At 69.9% G+C, this 25,253-nt stretch carries 23 protein-coding genes and 1 pseudogene; 15 read left to right on the plus strand and 9 right to left on the minus strand.

Translation table 11 applies throughout. The features are described from left to right. The first annotated feature begins 7 nt into the window (after positions 1-7). A complete protein-coding gene (pspAA, locus tag IAG44_RS29335; protein WP_187750079.1) occupies positions 8-286 on the plus strand; it encodes a PspA-associated protein PspAA in 279 nt (92 codons plus the stop codon). A gap of 2 nt (positions 287-288) precedes the next feature. On the opposite strand, the gene IAG44_RS29340 is transcribed toward pspAA, so the two are convergent. Beyond that, entirely contained in the window at positions 289-729 is a 441-nt protein-coding gene (locus IAG44_RS29340; RefSeq protein WP_187750080.1) for a VOC family protein, read from the minus strand. A gap of 187 nt (positions 730-916) precedes the next feature. On the opposite strand from IAG44_RS29340, the gene IAG44_RS29345 reads away from it, so the two are divergent. The 6 genes and pseudogenes from IAG44_RS29345 to IAG44_RS29365 all read left to right on the plus strand — a co-directional run bounded on the left by IAG44_RS29345 (position 917) and on the right by IAG44_RS29365 (position 10,462). Beyond that, positions 917-2,143 carry a sensor histidine kinase gene (locus tag IAG44_RS29345; protein WP_187750081.1) on the plus strand — a complete coding sequence of 409 codons (1,227 nt, stop codon included), beginning with the start codon at positions 917-919 and terminating at the stop codon, positions 2,141-2,143. After that, complete coding sequence (locus IAG44_RS29350) at positions 2,140-2,823, plus strand: response regulator (RefSeq protein ID WP_187750082.1); 684 nt, start codon at positions 2,140-2,142, stop codon at positions 2,821-2,823. The genes IAG44_RS29345 and IAG44_RS29350 overlap by 4 nt, the downstream gene beginning before the upstream one ends. A 135-nt stretch (positions 2,824-2,958) precedes the next feature. After that, on the plus strand, positions 2,959-6,060 hold the full coding sequence (locus IAG44_RS29355; RefSeq protein WP_187750083.1) for an efflux RND transporter permease subunit: 3,102 nt from the start codon (positions 2,959-2,961) through the stop codon (positions 6,058-6,060). 94 nt (positions 6,061-6,154) lie between these two features. Continuing rightward, a pseudogene (locus IAG44_RS43800) lies at positions 6,155-6,997 on the plus strand (serine/threonine-protein kinase); the annotation flags it as partial. A 93-nt stretch (positions 6,998-7,090) separates the two neighbouring features. Beyond that, positions 7,091-9,262, plus strand: coding sequence for an outer membrane protein assembly factor BamB family protein (locus IAG44_RS44585; protein WP_343075772.1), 2,172 nt, complete (start codon positions 7,091-7,093; stop codon positions 9,260-9,262). A gap of 207 nt (positions 9,263-9,469) precedes the next feature. Next, on the plus strand, positions 9,470-10,462 hold the full coding sequence (locus IAG44_RS29365; RefSeq protein ID WP_187750085.1) for a PLL family lectin: 993 nt from the start codon (positions 9,470-9,472) through the stop codon (positions 10,460-10,462). Positions 10,463-10,467: 5 nt separating this feature from the next. Here IAG44_RS29365 and IAG44_RS29370 read toward each other — a convergent pair whose 3' ends face one another. From IAG44_RS29370 to IAG44_RS29385, 4 genes are all read right to left on the minus strand, one after another. Continuing rightward, entirely contained in the window at positions 10,468-11,046 is a 579-nt protein-coding gene (locus tag IAG44_RS29370; RefSeq protein ID WP_246562168.1) for a Uma2 family endonuclease, read from the minus strand. A gap of 84 nt (positions 11,047-11,130) precedes the next feature. Continuing rightward, on the minus strand, positions 11,131-11,310 hold the full coding sequence (locus tag IAG44_RS29375) for a DUF397 domain-containing protein (RefSeq protein WP_187750086.1): 180 nt from the start codon (positions 11,308-11,310) through the stop codon (positions 11,131-11,133). Between the two features lie 23 nt (positions 11,311-11,333). Further along, positions 11,334-11,531, minus strand: coding sequence for a DUF397 domain-containing protein (locus IAG44_RS29380; protein WP_187750087.1), 198 nt, complete (start codon positions 11,529-11,531; stop codon positions 11,334-11,336). Positions 11,532-11,533: 2 nt separating this feature from the next. Then, on the minus strand, positions 11,534-12,355 hold the full coding sequence (locus IAG44_RS29385; protein WP_187750088.1) for a helix-turn-helix domain-containing protein: 822 nt from the start codon (positions 12,353-12,355) through the stop codon (positions 11,534-11,536). 154 nt (positions 12,356-12,509) lie between these two features. On the opposite strand from IAG44_RS29385, the gene IAG44_RS29390 reads away from it, so the two are divergent. Beyond that, complete coding sequence (locus IAG44_RS29390) at positions 12,510-12,782, plus strand: hypothetical protein (RefSeq protein WP_187750089.1); 273 nt, start codon at positions 12,510-12,512, stop codon at positions 12,780-12,782. A gap of 87 nt (positions 12,783-12,869) precedes the next feature. On the opposite strand, the gene nadA is transcribed toward IAG44_RS29390, so the two are convergent. Further along, complete coding sequence (nadA, locus tag IAG44_RS29395) at positions 12,870-14,054, minus strand: quinolinate synthase NadA (protein ID WP_187750090.1); 1,185 nt, start codon at positions 14,052-14,054, stop codon at positions 12,870-12,872. A 253-nt stretch (positions 14,055-14,307) separates the two neighbouring features. Between nadA and IAG44_RS29400 the strand changes: the two genes are divergently transcribed. After that, positions 14,308-14,664 (plus strand): iron-sulfur cluster assembly accessory protein, encoded by a 357-nt coding sequence (locus IAG44_RS29400; protein ID WP_030951236.1) that lies wholly within the window; start codon positions 14,308-14,310, stop codon positions 14,662-14,664. A 60-nt stretch (positions 14,665-14,724) separates the two neighbouring features. On the opposite strand, the gene IAG44_RS29405 is transcribed toward IAG44_RS29400, so the two are convergent. Beyond that, positions 14,725-16,494, minus strand: a complete 1,770-nt coding sequence (locus IAG44_RS29405; RefSeq protein WP_187750091.1) for a hypothetical protein — start codon at positions 16,492-16,494, stop codon at positions 14,725-14,727. A 336-nt stretch (positions 16,495-16,830) separates the two neighbouring features. Between IAG44_RS29405 and IAG44_RS29410 the strand changes: the two genes are divergently transcribed. Beyond that, entirely contained in the window at positions 16,831-17,805 is a 975-nt protein-coding gene (locus tag IAG44_RS29410) for a carbohydrate kinase family protein (RefSeq protein WP_187750092.1), read from the plus strand. A 94-nt stretch (positions 17,806-17,899) separates the two neighbouring features. Here IAG44_RS29410 and IAG44_RS29415 read toward each other — a convergent pair whose 3' ends face one another. Continuing rightward, positions 17,900-19,216 carry a cysteine desulfurase/sulfurtransferase TusA family protein gene (locus IAG44_RS29415; protein WP_187750093.1) on the minus strand — a complete coding sequence of 439 codons (1,317 nt, stop codon included), beginning with the start codon at positions 19,214-19,216 and terminating at the stop codon, positions 17,900-17,902. 270 nt (positions 19,217-19,486) lie between these two features. On the opposite strand from IAG44_RS29415, the gene ctaC reads away from it, so the two are divergent. From ctaC to IAG44_RS29435, 4 genes are all read left to right on the plus strand, one after another. Further along, positions 19,487-20,446, plus strand: coding sequence for an aa3-type cytochrome oxidase subunit II (ctaC, locus tag IAG44_RS29420; protein ID WP_187750094.1), 960 nt, complete (start codon positions 19,487-19,489; stop codon positions 20,444-20,446). Beyond that, positions 20,443-22,173, plus strand: a complete 1,731-nt coding sequence (gene ctaD / locus IAG44_RS29425) for an aa3-type cytochrome oxidase subunit I (RefSeq protein WP_187750095.1) — start codon at positions 20,443-20,445, stop codon at positions 22,171-22,173. The genes ctaC and ctaD overlap by 4 nt, the downstream gene beginning before the upstream one ends. Then, positions 22,170-22,568, plus strand: a complete 399-nt coding sequence (locus IAG44_RS29430; RefSeq protein ID WP_187750096.1) for a cytochrome c oxidase subunit 4 — start codon at positions 22,170-22,172, stop codon at positions 22,566-22,568. The genes ctaD and IAG44_RS29430 overlap by 4 nt, the downstream gene beginning before the upstream one ends. 151 nt (positions 22,569-22,719) lie before the next feature. Continuing rightward, a complete protein-coding gene (locus IAG44_RS29435; protein ID WP_187750097.1) occupies positions 22,720-23,976 on the plus strand; it encodes a L,D-transpeptidase in 1,257 nt (418 codons plus the stop codon). Positions 23,977-24,011: 35 nt separating this feature from the next. Here IAG44_RS29435 and IAG44_RS29440 read toward each other — a convergent pair whose 3' ends face one another. After that, positions 24,012-24,413: a response regulator transcription factor gene (locus IAG44_RS29440; RefSeq protein ID WP_187750098.1), complete on the minus strand. Its 402-nt coding sequence runs from the start codon at positions 24,411-24,413 to the stop codon at positions 24,012-24,014. A 167-nt stretch (positions 24,414-24,580) separates the two neighbouring features. Here IAG44_RS29440 and ctaE point away from each other — a divergent pair, with 167 nt between their 5' ends. Continuing rightward, positions 24,581-25,201, plus strand: coding sequence for an aa3-type cytochrome oxidase subunit III (gene ctaE, locus IAG44_RS29445; protein ID WP_187750099.1), 621 nt, complete (start codon positions 24,581-24,583; stop codon positions 25,199-25,201). The last annotated feature ends 52 nt before the right edge of the window (positions 25,202-25,253 follow it).

Here is a 25,253-nt window from a genome sequence, read left to right on the forward strand (position 1 = left end):
GGGCGACATGATCATCCGGATCATGGGGGAGGGCCAAGTGAGCCTGGCGGAAAGCCACCTCACCGCCCTGAACAAACTGGACGACGAACTCCTCGCCGAACTCCAATCCGGCGACGAGCCCGCCTTCCGCCGCACCCTCACCGCCCTCCTGGACGCGGTCCGTCACCTGGGCACCCCCCTCCCGGACGACGCCCTGGAACCCTCAGAACTGATCCTTCCCGCCCCCGACGCCACCCTCGACGAGGTCCGCGCCATGCTCAACGACGACGGCCTCATCCCCGGCTGACCTCACCGGCTCCCGGGCGGCCGCTCCTCCCCGAACACCCACGGCGCGAGCACCACCAGCCATCCGTCCGGATCCTCGAACAGCACGGCCCCGTGCTGATCCCAGTAGGGATTGGCCGGCGCCACGGGCTGATGCCCGTGCTCGCTGAGCCGCGCGACAACTCCAGCGACCGCCTCGGGCCCCCGCAGATACAGCACGAGCTGATTCTCCGGATGCGCCTCCGGAATCCGGGGCGCCCGCGCGTACTGCAACAACTCCATGTTCACGGGCGCCCCGGGCAACCCGAACACCACCCCGTCATACCCACTGTGCCCCCGCCACTCGGCCAGCACAGGCAGCCCGAGCACATCCCGATAGAACACGAGCACGTCGTCGTAATGAGCGGTGGGCCGGGCGAACCGCACAGCACCGACATCGAGATGGGAGGGCCAGGAGTGAGTCATGACGCGATGTTGACAGCAGTTCGGGGCGGCGGGGATCGGGCTGCGGCTGTAACACGGGAGTTGTCGGGACCTAAGCCTCACGACGCAGGCCGGGCCGCCGCTTTCAGGGGCGCGAGCAACCACGACGAACCCGCACCCGGCACCGAGCAAGTACCACCCCCCACACCCCCCGCCGTATTTTGACAACGTGAGCACACTCGACCGAGCCCGCTGCGAACTCAAAGCGCACCCCTCCGCCCTGGACACCGCCCTCGCAGCGGGCGTCCTCGTGTGCATGCTCGCCGGCAGCTTCGTCGACCCCCACGGGGAGCGCGGCGTCAGCTGGAGCATCCGCACCCCCGACCCCCTGAGCCTGGTCCTCATGACGCTCGGCGCGATCGCGCTGATCTTCAGGCGCCGGGCCCCGATCAGGGTCCTCGCAGTCACCTCCGCGCTCTCCTTGACGGAGTGCCTGACGGCCGGCGACCCCCGCGCCCCGGTCGTGATGTCGGCCGTGATCGCCCTGTTCACGGTCGCCGCGACCACGGACCGCTCGACGACCTTGCGCCTGGGCGTCCTGACGGTCACGGTCCTGACGGGCGCCGCGATGCTGGCCGGCCCCCTTCCCTGGTACGCGCAGGAGAACCTGGCCGTGTTCGCGTGGACCGGCATCGGCGCGACGGCGGGCGACGCGGTGCGCAGCAGGCGTGCGGTGGTCCAGGCGATCAGGGACCGCGCGGAGCGGGCGGAACGCACGAGGGAGGAGGAGGCGCGCAGGCGGGTCGCGGAGGAGCGCCTGCGGATCGCCAGGGACCTGCACGACGTCGTCGCCCACCACATCGCCCTGGTGAACGTACAGGCCGGCGTCGCCGCGCACGTCATGGACAAGCGCCCCGACCAGGCCAAGGAAGCCCTCGCGCACGTCCGCGAGGCAAGCCGCTCGGCGTTGAACGAACTCCGCGCGACCGTCGGCCTGCTGAGGCAGTCCGGCGACCCGGAGGCCCCCACGGAACCGGCCCCGGGCCTGGGCCGCCTCGACGAACTCGCCGACACCTTCCGCAACGCCGGCCTGAAGGTCGAGGTCGCCCGCGCCGACCAGGGCACGACCCTCCCGGCGGCCGTCGACCTCGCCGCGTACCGCGTCATCCAGGAAGCCCTGACGAACGTCCGCAAGCACGCGGGCCCGGAGGCGAAGGCCGAGGTCAGCGTCGTACGGGTCGGCCCGAACGTCGAGATCACCGTCCTCGACGACGGCACCCTCTCCGACGCGCCGCCGGGTGAGTCGGGCGGCGGCGGGCACGGGCTGCTCGGCATGCGCGAGCGCGTCAGCGCCCTGCGGGGCACCCTCACCACCGGCCCCCGCTACGGCGGCGGCTTCCGCGTCCATGCGATCCTGCCGGTCAAGACGACCAGCAAGGCGGAGACCCCCCTATGACACCGATCCGAGTCCTGCTCGCCGACGACCAGGCGCTGTTGCGCAGCGCGTTCCGGGTGCTGGTGGACTCGGAGCCGGACATGGAGGTCGTGGGCGAGGCGTCGGACGGCGCGGAGGCCGTGCGCCTGGCGAAGGAGACCCGCGCCGACGTCGTCCTGATGGACATCCGCATGCCCGGCACCGACGGTCTCGCCGCGACGCGGATGATCAGCGCGGACCCGTCGCTCGCGCACGTGCGGGTCGTCATCCTGACGACGTTCGAGGTGGACGACTACGTCGTGCAGTCGCTGCGGGCGGGCGCCTCCGGGTTCCTCGGCAAGGGCAGCGAGCCGGAGGAACTGCTGAGCGCGATCCGCGTCGCGGCGGGCGGCGAGGCCCTGCTCTCCCCGGCGGCGACGAAGGGCCTGATCGCACGGTTCCTCGCGCAGGGCGACGGCGACGAGGACGGCGACCCGGTGCGCGCCGCCCGCCTGGAGGCGCTGACCGTGCGCGAGCGCGAGGTCCTGGTCCAGGTCGCCGGGGGCCACTCGAACGACGAGATCGCCGAACGTCTTGAAGTCAGCCCGCTGACCGTGAAGACGCACGTCAACCGGGCCATGGCCAAGCTGGGCGCCCGCGACCGGGCCCAACTCGTCGTCATCGCCTACGAGTCGGGGCTGGTACGCCCGAGGGTGGAGTGACGTCCGCGCGCTGTACTGCGGGCGGAGTAGGCGCGGGATAAGGAACGGGACCTCGGGGCTACAAAACCCCGGGCGGCCATGAACCAGGGTGGAGGAGCCCACTTCTGCCGCTCACAGAAGAGAGAACTCCCGCCCATGTCCCGGCTGTCCAGATTCAGCCTCGCCCAGCGTGCCCTGATCGGGCTGGTCTCACTGGTCGCCCTCGTCTTCGGGCTGATCGCGATACCCCAGCTCAAACAGCAGCTCCTGCCCACCATCGAACTGCCCATGGTGTCGGTGATCGCGCCGTACCAGGGCGCCTCTCCCGACGTCGTCGAGAAGCAGGTCGTCGAGCCCATCGAGAGCAACCTCGAAGGCGTCGACGGCCTCACCGGCGTCACCTCCACCGCGAGCGAGGGCAGCGCCGTCATCATGGCGTCCTTCGACTACGGCAACGACACCAAGCGCATCGTCGCCGACGTCCAGCAGGCCGTGAACCGCGCCCGCGCCACGCTGCCGGACGCCGTCGACCCGCAGGTCGTCGCGGGGTCCACGGACGACATCCCGACGGTCGTCCTCGCCGTCACCTCGGGCCGCGACCAGCAGGCGCTGGCCGACCAGCTCGACTCGACGGTCGTCCCGGCGCTGCGCGACATCGACGGCGTCGGCCAGGTCGCCGTCACCGGCGTGCGCGCCCTGCGCGTCACGGTCACCCCGGACGACGCGAAGCTCGCCGCCGCCGGCCTGACCACCCAGACCCTCGCCCAGGCCCTCCAGGCGGGCGGCGTCACCCTGCCCGGCGGCTCCTTCGACGAGGGCGGCGCGAACCGCACGGTCCAGATCGGCGGCGGCTACACGTCCGTCCGGCAGATCGCGGACCTCCGCATCCCCGGCAAGTCCGTCAAGGTCGGCGATGTCGCCACCGTCCGCGAGGAGGAGGCCCCGGCCGACTCGATCACCCGCACCGACGGCAAGCCCAGCCTCGCCGTCTCGGTGACGATGGCCCACGACGGCAGCGCGGTGACGATCTCGAACGCGGTCGAGGACAAACTCCCCGAACTCCGCAAGGACCTGGGTGCCGGCGCGGAGATCACCGTCGTCAGCGACCAGGGTCCGGCCGTCTCCAAGTCCATCAAGGGCCTCACCACCGAAGGCGCGCTCGGCCTGCTCTTCGCGGTCCTGATCATCCTGGTCTTCCTCGCGTCGATCCGCTCGACGCTGGTGACGGCGGTGTCGATCCCGCTGTCCGTGGTGCTCGCGCTGCTCGTCCTGTGGTCGCGCGACCTCTCCCTCAACATGCTGACGCTGGGCGCGCTGACCATCGCCATCGGCCGCGTCGTCGACGACTCCATCGTCGTCCTGGAGAACATCAAACGGCACCTCGGCTACGGCGAGGAGCGGCAGACGGCGATCCTCACGGCCGTGCGCGAGGTCGCGGGCGCGGTGACGTCGTCCACGCTGACGACCGTCGCCGTGTTCCTGCCGATCGGCCTGGTCGGCGGCATGGTCGGCGCCCTCTTCGGCTCCTTCAGCCTGACGGTGACGGCGGCCCTGCTGGCGTCGCTGCTCGTGTCGCTGACGGTCGTGCCGGTGCTGTCGTACTGGTTCCTGCGCGCCCCCAAGGGCACCCCCGAGGACGCGGCCGAGGCGCGCCGGATCGCCGAGGAGAAGGAGGAGAGGAGCCGGCTCCAGCGGGCGTACGTGCCCGTCCTGCGGTTCGCGACCAGGCGGCGGCTGACGAGCGTGGCCATCGCCGTCGTCGTCCTGCTCGGCACGTTCGGGATGGCGCCGCTGCTCAAGACGAACTTCTTCGACCAGGGCGAGCAGCAGGTCCTGACGGTCAAGCAGGAGCTGAAGCCGGGCACGAGCCTCGCGGCGACCGACGCCGAGGCGAAGAAGGTGGAGGCGCTGCTGGCCCGTACCGAGGGCGTCAAGGACTACCAGGTCACCATCGGCTCCTCCGGGTTCCTCGCGGCGTTCGGCGGCGCGACCGACAGCAACCAGGCGTCCTACCAGGTCATGCTGGAGGACTCCGCGTCCTACGACGACGTCCAGAAGCGCGTCGAGGACGGGCTGAAGAAGCTCGGCGACAGCGCCGGGACGACGACCGTGTCCGCCGGGGACGGCTTCGGCGCGCAGGACCTCAGCGTCGTCGTCAAGGCGGCCGACGGGGACACCCTGCGCACGGCCTCCGAGGAGGTCCGCAAGGCCGTCGCCTCCCTCGACGACGTCACCGACGTCAGCAGCGACCTCTCCCAGAGCGTCCCGCGCATCTCGGTCAAGGCCAACGCCAAGGCCGCCGCCGCCGGTTTCGACGACCAGTCGCTGGGTCTCGCCGTCGCCCAGGCGGTGCGCGGCACGAACGCCGCGAAGGCGGTCCTCGACGACACCGAGCGCGACGTCGTCATCACCTCCGCGAAGCCGGCGCGCACGCTCGCCGAACTGCGGGCGCTGTCGCTGGGGGCGGTGAAGCTGGGCGACGTGGCCACGGTCAAGGTCGTCGACGGGCCGGTCTCCATGACCCGCATCGACGGGCAGCGCGCGGCGACGGTCACCGCGAAGCCGACGGGCGACAACACGGGCGCGGTCAGCACCGCCCTCCAGTCCAAGATCGACGCCCTGAAGCTGCCGGAGGGCGCGCGGGCCGAGATCGGGGGCGTGACGTCCGACCAGGACAGCGCGTTCAAGAACCTCGGTCTGGCGATGCTGGCGGCGATCGCGATCGTCTTCATGCTGCTCGTGGCGACGTTCCGGTCATTGGCTCAGCCACTGATCCTCCTGGTGTCGATCCCCTTCGCGGCCACCGGCGCGATCGGCCTCCTGCTGATCACCGGCACCCCGATGGGCGTCCCGGCGATGATCGGCATGCTGATGCTCATCGGCATCGTGGTCACCAACGCGATCGTGCTGATCGACCTCATCAACCAGTACCGCGAACAGGGATACGGCGTCGTCGAAGCGGTCGTCGAAGGCGGCCGGCACCGTCTGCGCCCCATCCTCATGACGGCCCTCGCGACCATCTTCGCGCTGCTGCCGATGGCCCTCGGGGTCACCGGCGAGGGCGGCTTCATCTCGCAGCCGCTGGCGGTCGTCGTGATCGGCGGGCTGATCACCTCGACGCTGCTCACGCTGCTGTTGGTCCCGACGCTGTACGCGATGCTGGAGCTCCGCAAGGAGCGCCGGGCGGCGAAGAAGGCGGCCAAGCGGGGCGAGACCCCGCAGGTCAACGCCGAGGAACCGGAACCGGCCGGGGTCTGACAGACCGGGCACCGGCGCTCCCGATGTCCCCTCCCGCACAGGGTGTCCCTATCCTGTGATCCGGAACAGCTCTGCGGGGGAGGGGATCGGGGCGTTGGCACTGCGTGAGGGCGATCCAGAGGTACTGGGTGAGTACCGGATCGTCGACCGGCTCGGGGCGGGCGGGATGGGGGTCGTGTACCGCGCCCGGTCCCGGTCCGGGCGGGAGGTCGCCGTCAAGGTCGTGCACGACCAGTACGCCGCCGACGCCGTGTTCCGGGCCCGGTTCCGGCAGGAGATCGCCGCCGCGCGGCGGGTGAGCGGCGCGTTCACGGCGCCCGTCGTCGACGCCGACCCCGACGCCGAGCGGCCCTGGATGGCGACCCAGTACGTACCCGGCCGCTCCCTCGCGGCCCGCGTCCGCGACGACGGCCCCCTCACCGGCACCGAACTGCGCCGCCTCGCCCTCGGGCTGGTCGAGGCGCTGCGGGACATTCACCGCGCGGGCGTCGTCCACCGCGACCTCAAACCGGCGAACGTGCTCATGGCCGACGACGGCCCCCGCGTCATCGACTTCGGCATATCCCGCGCCGCCGGGAACCAGCAGCTCACCGAGACCGGCCACATGATGGGCACCCCGCCCTTCATGTCCCCCGAGCAACTGACGGACGCGCGCACGGTCGGCCCCGCGTCGGACGTCTTCTCCCTCGCCGCGCTCCTGACTTACGCCGCGACCGGCCGAGGCCCCTTCGACGCCGACAGCCCCTACATCTCCGCGTACAAGGTCCTCACGGAAGAACCAACCCTCACAGCCGTCCCCGCCCCCCTCCACCCCATCCTCGCCCGCTGCCTCACCAAGGACCCCACCACCCGCCCCGCCCTCACCGAACTCGCCCCCTTCTTCGCGGAGGCCCTGTCACCGGGGGAGTGGGACGAACCGGAAACGGTGTCCCGCCGGGTACCGGATCCGGTGCGGACGGTACTGCCGGGGGCTGTGGCAGGTCCGGGGTCTGTGGTGGCGCCGGGGTCTGTGGCGGGTCCGGGGGCTGTGGTGGCGCCGGGTGCTGCGGTGGTGCCGGGGGAGAGCGCCGCTGGCGAACTGCCGACGACCGCCCCCGCGCCGGGCGGGCCGCTGGCGGCCGACGTTGCGTCGGCCGGGCCGCAGGCGGGCGGGTTCTCGCCGGGCGGGCCGTCGGCCGCCGGGTTCTCGCCGGCTGGGCCGCAGGCAGCCGGTTTGTCGCCGGCGGGTTCGTCGGGGGCGGGGTTCTCGCAGGCCGGGCCGTCGGGGGCGGGACTCCCGCAGGCCGGGCCGTTGGGGGCGGGGTTCTCGCCGGGCGGGTCGCAGGTAGGCGGTTTTTCGTCGGCGGGTTCGTCGGCTGCGGGACTTCCGCCGGCCGGGTCGCCAGAGGCCGGGTCCTCGCCGGGCGGGTCACGCACGGACGAGCCTCGGCCGGGCGAGCTGCCGACAGTCGCCCCCTCACCGGCCGCCCCCTCACCGGCCGCCCCCTCACCGGCCGTCTCTTCGCAGGCCGCCCCTTCACCGGTCGCCTCCTCACCGGTCGCCTCTTCATCGGCCGTCTCTTCGCAGGCCGCCTCCTCACCGGTCGCCCCCTCGCCGACCGCCTCTTCATCGGCCGTCTCTTCGCCGGCCGCCTCTTCATCGGCCGTCTCTTCGCAGGCCGCCCCTTCACCGGCCGCCTCCTCACCGGTCGCCTCTTCATCGGCCGTCTCTTCGCAGGCCGCCTCCTCACCGGTCGCCCCCTCGCCGACCGCCTCTTCATCGGCCGTCTCTTCGCAGGCCGCCCCCTCACCGGCCGCCCCTTCACTCGCCGCCCCCGAGCCGCCCCCAGGGTCGGGTCTCGGGGCGTTTCAGGCCGCGCCCGACTCGATCACCCCCGCCGGGTCCTACACCCCCGCCCCGCGCACCCCCGCACGGCGGCGCCGTCGGATGCCCCTGCTGGCCGGTGTCGCGGGCGTTCTGGCCGTTGCCCTGACCGTCTACCTCGTCGGCTCCCTGAACACGAAGGGCACGGTCGGGACGGAACCGTCCGCCGGGCCCACCGCCACCCGCTGGGCCGCTCTCCCGAAGGGCTGGCGGGCGTGGCAGACGACGCTGTTCGCGGCGGCGGAGGCCGGTGTGCGGGAGGCGCCGGAGCGGGGGAGCAGCCGGGGTCCCGACCCGCAGCCGTCGTGTGTGGAGGGCGGCGGCGCGGTCTACTGCGTGGGCGTCGGCGTGCTGCCGGCGAAGGTCGACGCGACGACGGGCCGCACCCTGTGGCGCGCCCGCTCCCTCCCCGAGGGCACCTCCGTGGACCGCTACGGAGCCAAGGCCCTCGGCGTGCGGGACGACGCGCTGCTCCTCGTCGAGACCATCACGAACGCGGCGGCGAACGACACCTCGTCCAGGGTCACCGCGTACGCCGTGACGGACGGCCGGCGCCTGTGGACCCGCCCGGTGGACGAGCGGTACGTGGACGCGGTCCTCCTCGGGGAAACCGTCCTCATGGGCGACGGCACGGCCACGACCGCCCGCTCCCCGCGCGACGGCACGAAGCTGTGGACGGCGACGCCGCTCGCCGGTTACCGCTGCGACTACCGCGAGGCGGGCGACGCCCTGTACGCGGACTGCGTCAACTACCACACGGCGTCCGGCGCGGACCGCGTCCTGTTCGCCGTCTCCGCGACCGACGGCACGACCCGGCGCCTGAATTCCGCGCCCCCGGTGCACGCCGCCTACGCGGGCGACCTGGACGGCAGCCTCCTGTACGCCGCCCAGGAGGGGGAGGACGACGGCGCCTACACCAAGACCGTCCTGATCGACCCCACGGCGGACACCGCCCGCACCACCCCGCTCAGCGAGCCCCTACAGGGCTGGCCCGTCCTGGTCCACGGCGTCCTGTGCGCCGCCGAGTCCAGCGGCCGGGTGACGGCGGTCTCGCCCCGCACCGGGGCCCGCCTGTGGCAGACCGCGACCACCCTCGAACAGCCCAGCGCGCCGGTCGCCGACACCCTGCGCAGCCTGTTCGTCACGACCGCCAGCGGCCGGATCGCGGCGCTCGACGCGCAGACCGGCACCGCCCTCTGGGAGTCCTACCCGCGCGCGGCCCGCGTGAGCGGCACCGTCACCACCATCCCCACGCTCCTCCTCCACCGGGGCGCCCTCGTCGTCCCCACCCCCGACGGCTCCCTCTTCAGCATCGACCCGGCGAACCCCGGGAAATGACGTCCGGGGCTGGCCGGAACAAGTCTCACCACCCACCGCCGGACATGCCACGCTCTTTGCCGACAGTCCCGCACCACGCGGACCGGGCGCACATGGCTCTGACGGCAAGCGCGTTCCCCGATGGTGCGATCCCGCACCCCGGTGGGCCCCGCCGGGCGACGCCCTGGACCCGCGAGCCTCTTTCCCGACCAGAAAGCAGGTAGTCGCATGGGCACCCTTCGACGTCGTATCCCCCGCCTGGTGGCCTCCGCCGCCATCGCGGCCATGCTGGTCGCCGCACCCGGCATCAGCCTCTCCACCACGGCCTCGGCGGCCCCCACCCCCGCCGCCAGCACCGTCGCCGCCGTCTCCCCCTACGGCTCCTCCATCGGCTCCGCCAGAAACGCCGACGGCCGACTCGCCCTGTTCGGCACCAACAGCGCCGACAACATCTGGCACCGCACGCAGGCCGCCGTCGGCAGCGGCACCTGGTCCGCCTGGACCCAGTTCGACGGCGCCCTCCGCTCCATCGCCGCCGAGACGAACGCCGACGGCCGCATCGAGGTCTTCGGCGTCAACGGCGCGGGCCAGATCTGGCACCGCGCCCAATCCACGCCGGGTGGCGCGTGGTCGCCGTGGGTCCAGTTCGACGGCGCGCTCTCGTCGATCGCGGCGGCGCGTAACGCGGACGGGCGGTTGCAGATCTTCGGCTCGAACAGTGCGGGTCAGATCTGGACGCGGTCTCAGGTGAGCATTGGCGGCGCCTGGTCGAGTTGGGTGCAGCTGGACGGCGGCCTCTCGCAGGTGGCGGCTGAGACCAATGCGGACGGTCGTATCGAGTTGTTCGGCGTCAATAGCGCGGGCCAGGTCTGGCACCGGTCGCAGACGACGCCGGGTGGTGCCTGGTCGCCGTGGGTGCAGTTCGATGGCGCGTTGGACTCGATCGCGGCGGCGCGTAACGCGGACGGTCGCTTGCAGATCTTCGGTTCGAACAGTGCGGGTCAGGTGTGGACGCGGTCTCAGGTGAGCATTGGGGGCGCCTGGTCGAGTTGGGTGCAGCTCGATGGCGGCCTCTCGCAGGTGGCGGCTGAGACCAATGCGGACGGTCGTATCGAGTTGTTCGGCGTCAACAGCGCGGGCCAGGTCTGGCACCGGTCCCAGACGACGCCGGGCGGCGGCTGGTCGAGCTGGGTCCAGTTCGACGGTGCGCTGAGGCCGTAGGCGGCTCAGAGGAATTCGGCGGTTTCGAGATCGAAGCCGAAGGGGTGGGGGAGGGGGACGGACTTACCGAACGGCACGGTGGTGTGCTGGCGGTAGTCCTCCTTCCCCGGCTCACTGAAGAGGGTGACGGAGGCGTCGTCGCGGTCGATGAGGAGGTAGAGGGGGATGCCGGAACGGGCGTAGGCGCGGAGTTCGAGTTCGGGGTCGTGCCTGCGCTTGAAGGGGGTCACCTCCAGAACCATGGCGACGCCGTCGCCGGGCATCCAGGAGTCGGCGCCACGGAAGAGGCGGAGGCTCGTGGGGGCGAAAGTGCCGTCCGGGATCGCGTGGTCTTCGGGGCGGCCATCGCCCTTCTCCAGTTTCAGCCCCTTGTTCCCCGAGAACTGCATGTCGACCCGGGACTTCCGGATCACTTGGCTCACGAGCAAGCTGATGTAGTCCTCGTGATCCCCGTCCGGCGGCGGCGTCACAATGATCTCCCCCTCGATCAACTCGGCCCGGAAACCCTCCGGGACGTTCAGGGCGAGAAAACCCTCCAGCAGGACGTCTTCGTGTGTGAACGGCTCATGGACCATGGCAGCCATGTCACGCCTTTCCCTGAGGACGGAGACCGGTGGCACACAACAACGGCCGGGGCCCGCATGTGCTAGGCCCCGGCCGTCGCGGGTTCACCTCTTCAGCGACCTGATGAACACGTCCCAGACGGGCGCTGGGACGGTGAGGACTGGGCCGCCGGGGTTCTTGCTGTCGCGGATGGGGACGAGGCTGAAGCCGTCGGCGACTTCGAGGCATTCGCCTCCGTTCGCGTTGCTGTAACTGCTTCGGCGCCAGCGGGTGTTGGGCGGCATGGGGTCCTCCGTCGTGGCGGGGCCTATGACTTGAGGGAGCTGATGAACGTGTCCCAGGCAGAGGTTGGGACAGTGAGTACGGGGCCGTGAGGGTTCTTGCTGTCGCGGATGGGGACGACTCCGGTGAAGTCCTCGGCGATCTCGACGCAATCGCCCCCGTTGGTGTTGCTGTAGCTGCTTCGGCGCCAACGGGCCGAGCTCAGCTCGGGGGTGTGTCGCATTGCTAGTAGTCCTCCATCGCCTGTCGGATCACTGCCGCCGAAGTAGCCAACGAGAGGGAGTTGGCGCGCAGCACCTCGTACTGGCGACGCCAGTTGTTCACCGAATCCGGGTCCTCGTGGAGGCGGCCGATCTCGATGCCCTCTTCGTAGGCCATGGCGGAGCCTTTGGGAAGGGTCAGCAAGGTCAGATTACCGCCCATCAGTGAGTGCGGACCCGAACTGAAAGGCGAGACCTGCACCTTGCTGTCCGGAGTATCTACCTGTTTGAGCAGGTGGGCCAGTTGGTTGCGCATGCACTCGTCGGTACCGACCTGACGCCTGAGGACCGACTCGTCGATGATCGCCCAGTAGTAAGGGGGATTCGCGCCTCGCAGCCGATCCTGCCGCGACAGACGGGCGTCGACGCGCTGTTCGAGCTGTTCCGGGGTCAGCCGATCCTGGACGCTGAGCTGCGCGTGCGCGTACTCCCGCGTCTGCAACAACCCCGGTACCACCTGCGGTCCGTACGTCTCGATCACCTCCGCCCGCGCCTCGAAGTCCATGAACCTCTTGTACTGGTCCGGATGAGCCTCGCGCCGCGCCAACTCATACAGGTTGGAGTACTTGTCCCCCGTCCCAAACGCCGCGTCGAGGTGCGGCGGCAGATCCGGCGGCGGCATCAACTCCGCCGTCTCCACCCGCGCCAACGTGCTCTTGCTCGACGCCACGATGCCCGCGAGCTGCACGAGCGACATCCCGGCCCCCTCCCGATCCCTCCTCAACTCCGCCCCGAAGTAGTGCCGAGCCGACAGAAAAGGGTTCAGCTCCTGCGGCGTGAACGTCATTGTTCGACCCCTCTCTTTCACCGGTGTCCCATTCCCAACAGCGGGACCGGAAACCCCGGTTGGGATTTGTTCCGGACAGCCATGATGGTGGCACAGACGGTGACACCGTGAGGGAAAGAGAGAAAAGAACGTGCGAGATTCGAGTGGACGTCCGATGCGCCTGCTGCCGTGGACCTCGGACACGGGCCAGCCCTGCTACCTGAGCACGGACAACCCGGACAGCAGGATGAGCCGCCTCGCGGACAGGGTGGAGGCGGAACTGCTGGAGTCGGCGAGTGACGTGTTGGACCACGCCAAGGACCTCTTCCGCGGCCGGCCTCCCCACCGCAGGGAGTTGACGTTCGCCGGAACGCAGCTCGCGGCGGCGCTGGAGGACACCCTGCGGATCGCGAAGAGCCGAGGCGTACGCCTGGCCCCGGAGGAATAGCCGAAATCATTGGCCAAAGAAACGCCACAGGGCGCCCCCTCGATATCGACCGAGAGAGCGCCCCGCGTACCGGCCCCGAATAACCCTTTACGGCAGCGCCAGCATCCGCTCCAACGCCAACTTCGCGAACTTCTCGGTCTCCTTGTCGACCTCGATCCGATTGATCAGCTTCCCGTCGGCGAGGGATTCCAGCGTCCAGACGAGGTGCGGCAGATCGATCCGGTTCATGGTCGAGCAGAAGCACACCGTCTTGTCGAGGAACACGATCTCCTTGCCCTCGGCGGCAAACCGGTTCGCCAACCGCCGCACAAGGTTCAGCTCGGTCCCGATGGCCCACTTGGACCCGGCCGGGGCGGCCTCAAGCGCCTTGATGATGTACTCCGTCGACCCGACATAGTCCGCGGCGGCGACAACTTCATGCCGGCACTCAGGGTGCACCAGCACATTCACGCCGGGTATCCGAGCCCGCACGTCCTCCACGGACTCCAGGCTGAACCGCCCGTGCACGGAGCAGTGCCCCCGCCAGAGGATCATCTTGGCGTCCCGAAGCTGCTCGACGGTCAGCCCGCCGTTCGGCTTGTGCGGGTTGTAGACGACACAGTCGTCGAGGGACATCCCGAGATCCCGCACGGCGGTGTTCCGCCCGAGGTGCTGGTCGGGAAGGAAGAGCACCTTCTCGGCCTGTTCAAAGGCCCACTCCAGCGCCCGCTGCGCATTGGACGACGTGCAGATCGTCCCCCCGTGCCGCCCGGTGAACGCCTTGATGTCGGCGGACGAGTTCATGTACGAGACGGGCACGACCTGCTCGGCGACCCCGGCCTCGACCAGCACGTCCCAGCACTCGGCGACCTGCTCGGCCGTCGCCATGTCGGCCATCGAGCACCCGGCGGCGAGGTCGGGCAGGACGACCTTCTGCTCGTCGGACGTCAAAATGTCCGCCGACTCGGCCATGAAGTGCACACCGCAGAACACGATGTACTCCGCCTCGGGCCGAGCGGCAGCGTCCCGCGCCAGCTTGAAGGAGTCGCCCGTGACGTCGGCGAACTGGATGACCTCGTCGCGCTGGTAGTGGTGGCCGAGCACGAAGACCTTCTCGCCGAGCCGTTCCTTGGCCGCGCGGGCCCGCTCGATCAGGTCGGGGTCGGACGGCGAGGGCAGGTCGCCGGGACACTCGACGCCCCGCTCGCTCCGGGGGTCGGCCTCACGGCCGAGCAGCAACAGGGCGAGCGGAGTCGGCTGTACGTCGAGCTCCGTGGTCTGGGCGGTGGTCACGGCACGCACCCTTTCTACTTTTCGTCGATCTGACGTTATCTATCATAACGCGATTAGTGTCACTTTGACGATGGTCATAGCGTCGATGTGACGTGAATCCCTGTGAGGCCCGCTACGGCGTCCACTGGGGCGTTTCCGTGCCCGGAGCCATGTGCGAGCATGAAGAGAGAAACGCCAGACCCGGAATGAATCCGGGGCCCCGTCGGTTGAAACCGTCGGCAAGCAGTCTCCGTACAACCCGGGAGAGATGTAGATGTCCGTATCGGACGAGACCAGCACCGCCACCGACGGCATCATCCTGAGTGACGCCGCCGCGGCCAAGGTCAAGGCCCTGCTCGACCAGGAAGGCCGGGACGACCTCGCCCTGCGTGTCGCCGTCCAGCCCGGCGGCTGCTCCGGCCTGCGCTACCAGCTCTTCTTCGACGAGCGCTCGCTCGACGGCGACGTGGTCAAGGACTTCGGCGGCGTCAAGGTCGTCACCGACCGCATGAGCGCCCCGTACCTGGGCGGCGCCTCCATCGACTTCGTCGACACGATCGAGAAGCAGGGCTTCACGATCGACAACCCCAACGCGACGGGCTCCTGCGCCTGCGGCGACTCGTTCAGCTAAGCGGGACGAAAAAGGAGGGCCCCCTGCGAAAAGGGGGCCCTCCTTTTTCCATGTACCCGATTACCGCACCGGCTCCGGCAACCGCGCCCCCGCCTTCGCCAGCGGAATCGCCGCCCCGTCCACCCCGACGACCGCCCGGTCACCCAGCGGCCTGCCCAGCTCCACCGTCCGGCTGAACTCCTTGGCGATCATGATGCAGACCTTGTCCTTCCACGGCGTCTGCGTCACGGTCACCGTCACCTGCGCGTCGGTCTCCCGCACGGCCACGTTGTAGTCGCCGCACACCCCGCCGGTGAAGTTCACCGTCAATTCGTTGCCGGACGCGCTGTATCCGTCGACCTTCACGTTCCGGGGAGCCGACTGGTCCGGCGACGGGGACGGGGGAGCCGGAGTGGCCTCCGCCGCCAGGTACTCGGGGTCCACCGCCGGGTACGTCACCACGTACGGCTCAGCCGCCTGCACGGTGAACAGCCAGGACGGCACCAGCAGTTGACGTCCCTGCGAGGTGTGCGCGGCCAGCCCGAACGTCGCACCCGTGACCTTCGCGACCGACGGCTGCGGCGCCCCGGTCAGCTTCCCGCACGGCCGCTCGGGCCCGTCCTCCAGCGGCATCGGCGTCGCACACCCCCCGATGCCCATCCGGTGCGTGTTCGCCTGCGCCGAGTTGAGCAGTTCCAGCGTCCGCGCCGCGCTCAGCACCGGGTACGCGTCACCCTTCTCCGGCGCCGCCAACTGCCCGGTCCCGCTGATGACCTCACCGGTCCCGCTCACGGTGACACCCGTGGTCCACCCGTTCGTCGGAAGCTCGCCGATCACCGGGTCGGCGTTCACGATCCGCTGCGCGCCCGCCGTCCCGCTCGCGTCGATCTTCGCGTCGTCCTGCCCGACCGCCTTCAGCACCGGCTCGGCGGCCTTCCGCGCCTCGGCCTCGCCGACCGGGGCCCCCGTCCCGTCCAGCGGCTTCTTCTCGCAGACCGGGCCGCGCGCACAGTCGTCCGTGCCGGGGGCGTAACGGGTGAACGTCCACATGCCCGGGGCGGTCCGGTTGACGCGCAGCACCGGGCCCGTCCCGTCCTGCCCCTCGCCGACCCGCCACGCGGGCCCCTCCACGACCGGCGCGCCGTCGATCCCGAACGCCTTCGCCAGCCGGACGACCTCGGCCCGGTCGACCTCACCGTTCGCCCAGTAGACGGGCGCCTCCTTCGGCCCGTCCGGCAGGCTCCCGGTCGCCTGGTACGTCGTCCCGTACGGGTTCGGCTCCCCGGGCGCGATCCCGTTCCCGCCACCCGCGCCCGGCGCGGTGTACCCGTCGAGCGACAGGCCCGGCGGCGGCCCGTCCGTCCCCTCGCCCGCCGGCACCCCGGCCGACTCCTTCTCGTCCGCCCCACCGGACGCGTTCGACGCGACCAGCGCCCCGCCGCCCCCGACGAGCAGCACGGCCACCGCGGCGGCGAGAGCGACGACGAGCGCGGACGGCCGACGCCGCCGCCCGCCCTCGACGACCTCGCCGGGAGCTTCCCCGGGTGCCTCTTCGGGAGTCTCGGCGGGTGCCTCCTCCACGGGGCCGAGCCGCCGGATGCGCCCGGTGTCCTCGACGACCACGTCGTCGTCGGCGGACGCCTCCGCGTCCGTGGCGGCTTCCTCCGAAACGGGCGTTCCGGAGGAAACGTCAGCATCCGCTTCCACACCTGCGGATTCCCGCACGCCTTCGACTTCGGCCTCGTTCGCGGCCTCCGCCTTCGTTTCCTTCGCCTCCGTCTCCTCCGGCGTCGTATCGCGTTTCGGAGTCGGTGACGCGGCGTCGTCGTGGTCGGGTCGGTCGGTGTTCACCGCATCGCTCCTTTTACTGCGCAACTGTTCCGTCGGGGGTGGCGGGCGGGGCGTACCCCGCCTCCCCTTTACGGGGGACAGCGATGGGACGCAGCGGGGGAGCGCACGGTTCCCCCGGACGCGCCCCGGGCCGGTCGGCGTGGGCCTCCGACGTCCTCGAAGTCGGCCGGAACCATCGTCGAGGACCATCGGAAAGTAGCCACGGCGGCAAGGCGGTCATGCTCCGACCTGCCGGGAAAGACCTCCTATCAGGTAATTTCGCCCGCTTCTGCGCTCTCACCCGAACGGGTAGCGTGAACTGTCATTTCGCCTCCCCCTAAATGGAGAGACCCCGCCGTGCGCATCGCAGTCACCGGCTCCATCGCCACCGACCACCTCATGTCGTTCCCCGGCCGCTTCGCCGACCAGCTCGTCGCGGACCAGCTGCACACGGTCTCGCTCTCCTTCCTCGTGGACAACCTGGAGGTCCGCCGAGGAGGGGTCGGCGCGAACATCGCGTTCGGCATGGGCCAGCTCGGCACCCAGCCGATCCTCGTCGGCGCGGTCGGCGCGGACTTCGACGAGTACCGCGCCTGGCTCGACCGCCACGGCGTCGACACGGCCTCCGTCCACGTCTCGGAGACCCTGCACACCGCGCGCTTCGTCTGCACCACCGACGCGGACCACAACCAGATCGGCTCCTTCTACGCCGGCGCGATGAGCGAGGCCCGGCAGATCGAGCTCAAGACCGTCGCCGACCGCGTCGGCGGCCTCGACCTCGTCACCATCGGCGCGGACGACCCCGAGGCGATGCTCCGTCACACGGAGGAGTGCCGGACGCGGGGCATCCCCTTCGCCGCGGACTTCTCCCAGCAGATCGCCCGCATGGACGGCGAGGAGATCCGCATCCTCCTCGAAGGCGCGACCTACCTCTTCTCCAACGAGTACGAGAAGGGGCTCATCGAGTCCAAGACCGGGCTCTCCGACGCGGAGATCCTTTCCAAGGTCGGGTGCCGGGTCACCACCCTCGGCGCGCGCGGCGTCCGTATCGAGCGGCAGGGTGAGGCCGTCATCGAGGTCGGCGTGCCCGAGGAGGAGCGCAGGGCCGAGCCGACCGGTGTCGGTGACGCCTTCCGCGCCGGGTTCCTGTCGGGACTGGCCTGGGGGGTCTCGCTCGAGCGTGCCGCTCAGATCGGGTGCATGCTCGCGACGCTCGTCATCGAGACCGTGGGGACTCAGGAGTACACGCTGCGGCGGGGGCACTTCCTGGAGCGGTTCGCCAAGGCGTACGGGGATGACGCGGCTGCTGAGGTGCGGGCCCATTTGAGCTGAGTGGGTTCGTTGTCGGGTGCGGGTGGGCTGTGGCTGGTCGCGCCCACGCGGCGGTAGCCGCAGATCAGACACAGCCCCGCGCCCCTGAAGAACCTCACCTGGTCCGGCGGATTGAATAAGCCGTTCCTTCTGCTCCCACATACTCGTGGCCCGTCATTTCGCACCACGCCGGGATGTCCAACCGCGCTGCCTCATCGTCGGCCAGCACTGTCACTACAGCCCCTACGGGCACGTTCTTGATGGCCTTCGCCAGTTCGATGACCGGGATCGGGCACCGCTTCCCTAGTGAGTCGACGGTCGTGCCCTGAGGTGGTGTCACCTCGCCGCCCAGCTTCTCGCGCACGCCCGCGACGACTCCCGGCAGCACCTCCAGGAAGCGGTCCACCTCCGCCGCTTCCACGTCCCTCGGCAGGGACACGCGGACGTTGCCCTCGCTGAGGACGCCCATCGCCTTGAGGACATGGCTGGGCGTCAGTGTGTCGCTGGTGCAGGAGGAGCCGGAGGAGACGGCGAACCCCGCGCGGTCCAGCTCGTGCAGCAGCGTCTCGCCGTCGACGTAGAGACAGGAGAACGTGACGATCCCCGGCACCCGCCGCTCCGGATCCCCGACGACCTCCACGTCCGGCACGGAGACGGCGACCCGCTCCCGGATCCGCCCCGTCAACTCCCGCACCCGCGCGGCCTCGACGGCGGCCTCCGCCTGCACGGCCCGCAGCGAGGCCGCCGCCGCGACGATCGCCGGCAGATTCCCGAACTCCTCGTCCTCCCGGGGCGCGAACCGCACCCCCTTCCGCACGGCGAGCACCCCGACCCCGGCGGGCCCGCCCCACTTCCGCGCACTCCCCGTCAACACGGACCACGCCCCGTCCACCTTCCCCCACCCCAACGACTGAGCCGCGTCCACCAGCAACGGCACCCCGGCGGCCCGGCACACCTCAGCCACCTCCTCCACCGGCTGCACCGTCCCCACCTCATGATTGGCCGACTGCAGACAGGCCAGCGCGGTATCCGCACGCAACGCCTCCGCGTACGCCGAGACGGCCACACCCCCCTCCCGCCCCACCGGCACGGACGTCACCTCCCCGCCCCACCCCTCGGCCATATGGAGCACGGAAGAGTGCTCGACCGCTGACACGATCAGGTGACTCCCGACGCGCCGCCGCCCCACCAACACCCCACCCATGCCCACCTGAACGGCCCGAGTCCCGGAGGACGTGAACCGCACCTCGTCCGGCCGGCACCCGATGGCGTCGGCGGCGGCTTCCCGAGCGGCATCGAGAAGCACCCGGGCCCGACGCCCCTCCCGGTACAACTTCCCAGGATCCGCCCACCCCTCATCCAAAGAGGCCAACAGGGCCTGCCGGGCTACCGGATGGAGTGGCGAAGCGGAAGCAGCGTCGAAATATGACATCCGGCAACGCTAACTCCGCCAGGGGCACGGGGCTGTATCCAATTAGCGGCTCCGCCGCGGGGCGCGATCGCCCCAAACCGACCCGCACCCGCCAAACCAGCGAACCCCCCGAGCTACTAGGCACCCTCCCCGCGACCCCCGGATGGGCGTCGGCTAGGGTTTGGTCCGCATAAACATCCAAACCCCTGCCCGACGCAGGGCGGCGACCGACCACCGACGGAGGCAGGCCGCAGCCAACCCGCGCGGGCGAGACTCTCGGGAAGGCGCTACGTGAGTCCCAACGGCTCCGACCGCTCGCCGCGGCGCCCGATGCGGCGGAAGCTGCTCCAGGCATTGACCGCGGGCCTGGTCCTGGCGACCGCCACCGGTTGCACATCCAAGGACTTCCCCCGCCTTGGTATGCCCACCCCGACCACGGAAGAGGCTCCGCGGATCCTCTCCCTGTGGCAGGGCTCCTGGGCTGCCGCGCTGGCTACCGGCGTGCTGGTGTGGGCTCTGATCTTGTGGAGTGCTTTCTTCCACCGGCGCAGCCGCACCAAGATCGAGGTACCTGCACAGACCCGGTACAACATGCCGATCGAGGCGCTCTACACGGTCGTGCCGATCGTCATCGTCTCGGTCCTCTTCTACTTCACGGCCCGCGACGAGACGAAGCTGCTCAGCCTGGAGAAGAAGCCGGACGTCACGGTCAACGTCGTCGGGTTCCAGTGGAGCTGGTGCTTCAACTACATCGAGAACGTCGACGGTTCGACCGGCGACGCGAAGACCGACGAGAACCTGGACGCGATCCCGGACAGGTTCAAGAAGGACTTCCCGGCGAACGCGGGCGGTGTCTACACCTGCGGTGTCCCCGGTGAGCGCAACCCGCAGACCAACAACCCGGGCCCGACCCTCTGGCTCCCGAAGGGCAAGACGGTCCGCTTCGTCCTGACCTCCCGTGACGTCATCCACTCCTTCTGGGTGGTGCCGTTCCTGATGAAGATGGACGTCGTCCCGGGCCACACCAACGCCTTCCAGGTGACCCCCAACAAGGAGGGCACCTTCCTGGGCAAGTGCGCCGAGCTCTGCGGCGTCGACCACTCCCGGATGCTGTTCAACGTGAAGGTCGTCTCTCCTGAGCGCTACGAGCAGCACCTCAAGGAACTCGTAGAGAAGGGGCAGACCGGTTACGTTCCCGCGGGCATCGAGCAGACCGCCCACGAGAAGAACCGGGAGACGAACAACCTGTGAGCATCCTCAACGAACCCCAGGGTGCCGAGGCCGACTCGTACGAGAACGAGCTGCCGGTCCGGCGCAAGCAGCCCGGCAACGTCGTGGTCAAGTGGCTCACCACCACCGACCACAAGACGATCGGGACGCTGTACCTCGTCACGTCGTTCGCGTTCTTCTGCATCGGCGGCGTCATGGCGCTGCTGATGCGCGCCGAACTGGCCCGTCCGGGCCTGCAGCTCATGTCCAATGAGCAGTTCAACCAGGCGTTCACGATGCACGGCACGATCATGCTGCTGATGTTCGCGACGCCGCTGTTCGCGGGCTTCGCGAACTGGATCATGCCGCTCCAGATCGGCGCTCCCGACGTCGCCTTCCCGCGACTGAACATGTTCGCCTACTGGCTCTACCTGTTCGGCTCGCTCATCGCCGTCGGCGGCTTCCTCACCCCGCAGGGCGCGGCCGACTTCGGCTGGTTCGCCTACAGCCCGCTGTCGGACGCCGTCCGCTCGCCGGGCATCGGCGCCGACATGTGGATCATGGGTCTGGCCTTCTCCGGCTTCGGCACGATCCTCGGCTCGGTCAACTTCATCACCACGATCATCTGCATGCGCGCGCCGGGCATGACCATGTTCCGCATGCCGATCTTCGTGTGGAACGTGCTGCTGACGGCCGTTCTGGTGCTGCTGGCCTTCCCGGTGCTGGCCGCCGCGCTGTTCGCCCTGGAGGCGGACCGCAAGTTCGGTGCCCATGTCTTCGACGCCGCCAATGGCGGGGCCCTGCTATGGCAACACCTCTTCTGGTTCTTCGGCCATCCAGAGGTGTACATCATCGCGTTGCCGTTCTTCGGCATCATCTCCGAGATCATCCCGGTCTTCGCCCGCAAGCCGATGTTCGGCTACATGGGCCTGGTCGGCGCGACGATCGGCATCGCCGGTCTCTCCGTGACGGTGTGGGCGCACCACATGTACGTCACCGGCGGGGTGCTGCTGCCGTTCTTCTCGTTCATGACGTTCCTCATCGCCGTCCCGACCGGTGTGAAGTTCTTCAACTGGATCGGCACGATGTGGAAGGGCTCGCTGTCCTTCGAGACACCGATGCTGTGGGCCACCGGCTTCCTGATCACCTTCACCTTCGGTGGTCTGACCGGTGTCATCCTCGCCTCGCCGCCGATGGACTTCCACGTCTCCGACTCGTACTTCGTGGTGGCCCACTTCCACTACGTCGTCTTCGGCACGGTCGTCTTCGCGATGTTCGCCGGGTTCCACTTCTGGTGGCCGAAGATGACGGGCAAGATGCTCGACGAGCGCCTGGGCAAGGTCACCTTCTGGACGCTGTTCATCGGCTTCCACGGCACGTTCCTCGTCCAGCACTGGCTGGGCGCCGAGGGCATGCCGCGCCGGTACGCGGACTACCTCGCGGCCGACGGCTTCACCGCGCTCAACACGATCTCCACGATCAGCTCGTTCGTCCTCGGTCTGTCGATCCTGCCGTTCCTCTACAACGTCTGGAAGACCGCCAAGTACGGCAAGAAGATCGAGGTCGACGACCCGTGGGGCTACGGCCGTTCGCTGGAGTGGGCGACCTCCTGCCCGCCGCCGCGGCACAACTTCCTCACCCTGCCGCGGATCCGCAGCGAATCCCCGGCGTTCGACCTGCACCACCCGGAGATCGTCGCGCTGGAACAGCAGCAGCTTGAGCACGCGCACGCCGGTGCCATCGCGGGCGGCAAGGAGGCCGGCAAGTGAAGGTCCAAGGCAAGATGTTCATCTGGCTGAGCGTCTTCGTCCTCGCCATGGCGATCGTCTATGGCGTCTGGTCGAAGGAGCCGGCCGGTACGACGGCGCTGTTCCTGTCCTTCGGCCTGTGCATCATGGTCGGCTTCTACCTGGGCTTCACCGCCCGGCGGGTCGACACGGGCGCGCAGGACAACAAGGAGGCGGACGTCGCCGACGACGCCGGCGAGCTGGGCTTCTTCAGCCCGCACAGCTGGCAGCCGCTGGCCCTGGCCGCCGGTGGCGCCCTCGCCTTCCTGGGCGTCGCGGTCGGCTGGTGGCTGCTGTACTTCTCGGCGCCGCTGATCCTGCTCGGTCTGTGGGGCTGGGTCTTCGAGTACTACCGCGGTGAGAACCGCACCCAGTAACACCCACCGCACGCGGTCGAGGCCGGACACTCCGCCAGGAGCGTCCGGCCTCACGCGTTCGCCGTAACGGCGTCCCCGTTCGCCGGACGCCGTGTCCCTCGTCCGAGTGACCCACCGCGCCGGGGCGGGGCGGGGTTCCTAGCGTGAAGCCATGAGCCACCCGAACCGCGCGCCCCGCCCCATCGTCCGCTGCACGCTGCTGGTGAGCGCGCTGGCCGCGGGCGCCACCGCCTGCGGCTCGGGCGGCCACCCGCTCGCCGCCCGGCCGTACGACGCGAGCGACCAGGTCGTGTTCGCCGGGTTCCCCGACGGCGGGCGCAAGGCGGACCCGGACAAGCCGCTGGAGATCACCGTCAAGGACTCCGAGGGGCCGCTCACGGACGTCACCGCCGTGGACGCCGCAGGACGCTTCGTGGCGGGCGAACTCGCCGCGGACGGCCGCCGCTGGCACTCCACCGAGCCACTGGCCGCGAACGCCCACTACACGGTCCGGGTGAGCACCGAGGACGACGACGGGGCCCCCGGCCGGCGCGTGTTCACCTTCGACACGGGCGCGCCGGTCTCCAAGAAGCGCCTCGACGTCACCTTCGGACCGGACGCGGGCACCTACGGCGTGGGCCAGCCCGTCACCGCCGAGCTGAGCCGGCCGGTCAAGGACCCCGCCCAGCGGGCCGTCGTCGAACGGGGCCTGAAGGTCGAGTCCACGCCCGCCGTCCCCGGCGCCTGGCACTGGGTCGACGACAAGGAACTGCACTACCGCCCGCAGGAGTACTGGCCCGCGCACGCCCGGATCCGGGTCCGCTCGACCCTGGACGGCATCAAGATCGGCGACCGCCTCTGGGGCGCCCCCGCCAAGGACCTCGACCTGAGGATCGGCGACAAGGTCGTCGCGGTCACCGACGCCTCGTCCCACTGGATGACCGTCTACAAGAACGGCGAGGAGATCAACTCCATCCCCGTCACCACCGGCAAACCGGGCTTCGAGACCCGCAACGGCGTCAAGGTCGTCCTCGGCAAGGAGTACTACGTCCGGATGCGCGGCACCACGGTGGGCATCTCCGCCGGCTCCTCCGAGGCGTACGACCTCCCCGTCTACTGGGCCACCCGCGTCACCTGGAGCGGCGAGTACGTCCACGCCGCCCCCTGGTCCGTCGCCTCCCAGGGCTCCGCCAACGTCTCCCACGGCTGCACCGGCATGAGCACCGGCAACGCCGCCTGGTTCTTCGAGAACGTCCGCCGGGGCGACGTCGTCAAGGTCGTCAACAGCTACGGCGACGACATGGAGCCCTTCGGCAACGGCTTCGGCGACTGGAACGTCCCCTGGAAGAAGTGGAAGGAGGGCAGCGCGTTGACGACGAAACAGGAAGCCCCCGGAGCCGAGCAGCGGCTGACTCCGGAGGCTGTGTAGGTACCCAGGCAGGCCCAGTTGGTCTCAGGCGCCCCTCAGGCGCTCTGGAGCCGCCCCTGGCGCAGCAGGGACGCCAGGGCGCCCGCGAACTCCACCGGCTCCACCGGGAGCGTCACAGCGGCGTCCGCGCGGCTCCAGGTGGCCAGCCAGGCGTCCTGGGGGCGGCCCATGAGGATCAACACCGGGGGACAGCCGAAGACTTCGTCCTTCAGCTGACGGCACAGCCCCATGCCGCCCATGGGGACGGCCTCCCCGTCGAGGACGACGGCGTCGATGCCGCCCTTGTCCAGCTCGCGGACGACCGCCGCCGGCGTCGCGCATTCGAGGAAGTCCACCGACGGGACGTCAGGCGCGGGCCTGCGCCCGGTCGCGAGCCTCACCTGCTCCCGCGTACCCGAGTCGTCGCTGTAGACCAGCACCGTGACTGTCGGCTGCATCGTTCCTCCGTGACTTCGGCGACATTGGCGTCGTACGGAAAAGGCCCGTCCGCCGGGATGCTACTCCCCGGGGCACCGCCCCGAACACCACGTCAACACCGGTTCGGCGGGCAGTGACACTCCGAACGGCACCCCCCGGAGTGAGGGCGGGATAAGCGACCGACATAATGTCGGTCGTGGCGACAGCAACGACAGCAGAAACCGGGCACGCGCACCCGTCGGTCAACCGACCGAACCTCACCAGCGTCGGAACCATCATCTGGTTGGCATCCGAGCTGATGTTCTTCGCGGCCCTCTTCGCGATGTACTTCACCCTCCGATCGGTGACCGGACCGGATCACTGGAAGGAGATGGCGGCGTCCCTGAACTTCCCGTTCTCGGCGACCAACACCACGATCCTGGTGCTCTCCTCCCTCACCTGCCAGCTCGGCGTCTTCGCCGCCGAACGCGGTGACGTGAAGAAGCTCCGGGGCTGGTTCATCATCACGTTCGTGATGGGCGCGATCTTCATCGGCGGCCAGATCTACGAGTACACCGAGCTCGTGAAGCACGAGGGCCTTTCGCTCTCCTCCGACCCCTACGGCTCGGTGTTCTACCTGACCACCGGCTTCCACGGGCTGCACGTGACGGGCGGTCTGATCGCCTTCCTCTTCGTCCTCGGCCGTACCTACGCGGCAAAGAGGTTCACGCACGAACAGGCGACCGCCGCGATCGTCGTGTCCTACTACTGGCACTTCGTCGATGTCGTCTGGATCGGCCTCTTCGCGACGATCTACATGATCAAGTAGCCGGGGCCCGATCCCGCCCGCGTTATCGCAACGCACATCCCAGAAGCATCGA

This window comes from Streptomyces roseirectus (genome assembly GCF_014489635.1).
Classification (GTDB): Bacteria; Actinomycetota; Actinomycetes; order Streptomycetales; family Streptomycetaceae; genus Streptomyces; species Streptomyces roseirectus.

Bases quoted from the DNA above. Each gene is read 5' to 3' on its own strand.
- pspAA (WP_187750079.1), top strand. From the start codon at position 8: ATGATCATCCGGATCATGGGGGAGGGCCAAGTGAGCCTGGCGGAAAGC.
- IAG44_RS29340 (WP_187750080.1), bottom strand. From the start codon at position 729: ATGACTCACTCCTGGCCCTCCCATCTCGATGTCGGTGCTGTGCGGTTC.
- IAG44_RS29350 (WP_187750082.1), top strand. From the start codon at position 2,140: ATGACACCGATCCGAGTCCTGCTCGCCGACGACCAGGCGCTGTTGCGC.
- IAG44_RS29355 (WP_187750083.1), top strand. From the start codon at position 2,959: ATGTCCCGGCTGTCCAGATTCAGCCTCGCCCAGCGTGCCCTGATCGGG.
- IAG44_RS29365 (WP_187750085.1), top strand. From the start codon at position 9,470: ATGGGCACCCTTCGACGTCGTATCCCCCGCCTGGTGGCCTCCGCCGCC.
- IAG44_RS29370 (WP_246562168.1), bottom strand. From the start codon at position 11,046: ATGGCTGCCATGGTCCATGAGCCGTTCACACACGAAGACGTCCTGCTG.
- IAG44_RS29375 (WP_187750086.1), bottom strand. From the start codon at position 11,310: ATGCCGCCCAACACCCGCTGGCGCCGAAGCAGTTACAGCAACGCGAAC.
- IAG44_RS29380 (WP_187750087.1), bottom strand. From the start codon at position 11,531: ATGCGACACACCCCCGAGCTGAGCTCGGCCCGTTGGCGCCGAAGCAGC.
- IAG44_RS29385 (WP_187750088.1), bottom strand. From the start codon at position 12,355: ATGACGTTCACGCCGCAGGAGCTGAACCCTTTTCTGTCGGCTCGGCAC.
- IAG44_RS29390 (WP_187750089.1), top strand. From the start codon at position 12,510: ATGCGCCTGCTGCCGTGGACCTCGGACACGGGCCAGCCCTGCTACCTG.
- IAG44_RS29400 (WP_030951236.1), top strand. From the start codon at position 14,308: ATGTCCGTATCGGACGAGACCAGCACCGCCACCGACGGCATCATCCTG.
- IAG44_RS29415 (WP_187750093.1), bottom strand. From the start codon at position 19,216: ATGTCATATTTCGACGCTGCTTCCGCTTCGCCACTCCATCCGGTAGCC.
- IAG44_RS29435 (WP_187750097.1), top strand. From the start codon at position 22,720: ATGAGCCACCCGAACCGCGCGCCCCGCCCCATCGTCCGCTGCACGCTG.
- IAG44_RS29440 (WP_187750098.1), bottom strand. From the start codon at position 24,413: ATGCAGCCGACAGTCACGGTGCTGGTCTACAGCGACGACTCGGGTACG.
- ctaE (WP_187750099.1), top strand. From the start codon at position 24,581: ATGTCGGTCGTGGCGACAGCAACGACAGCAGAAACCGGGCACGCGCAC.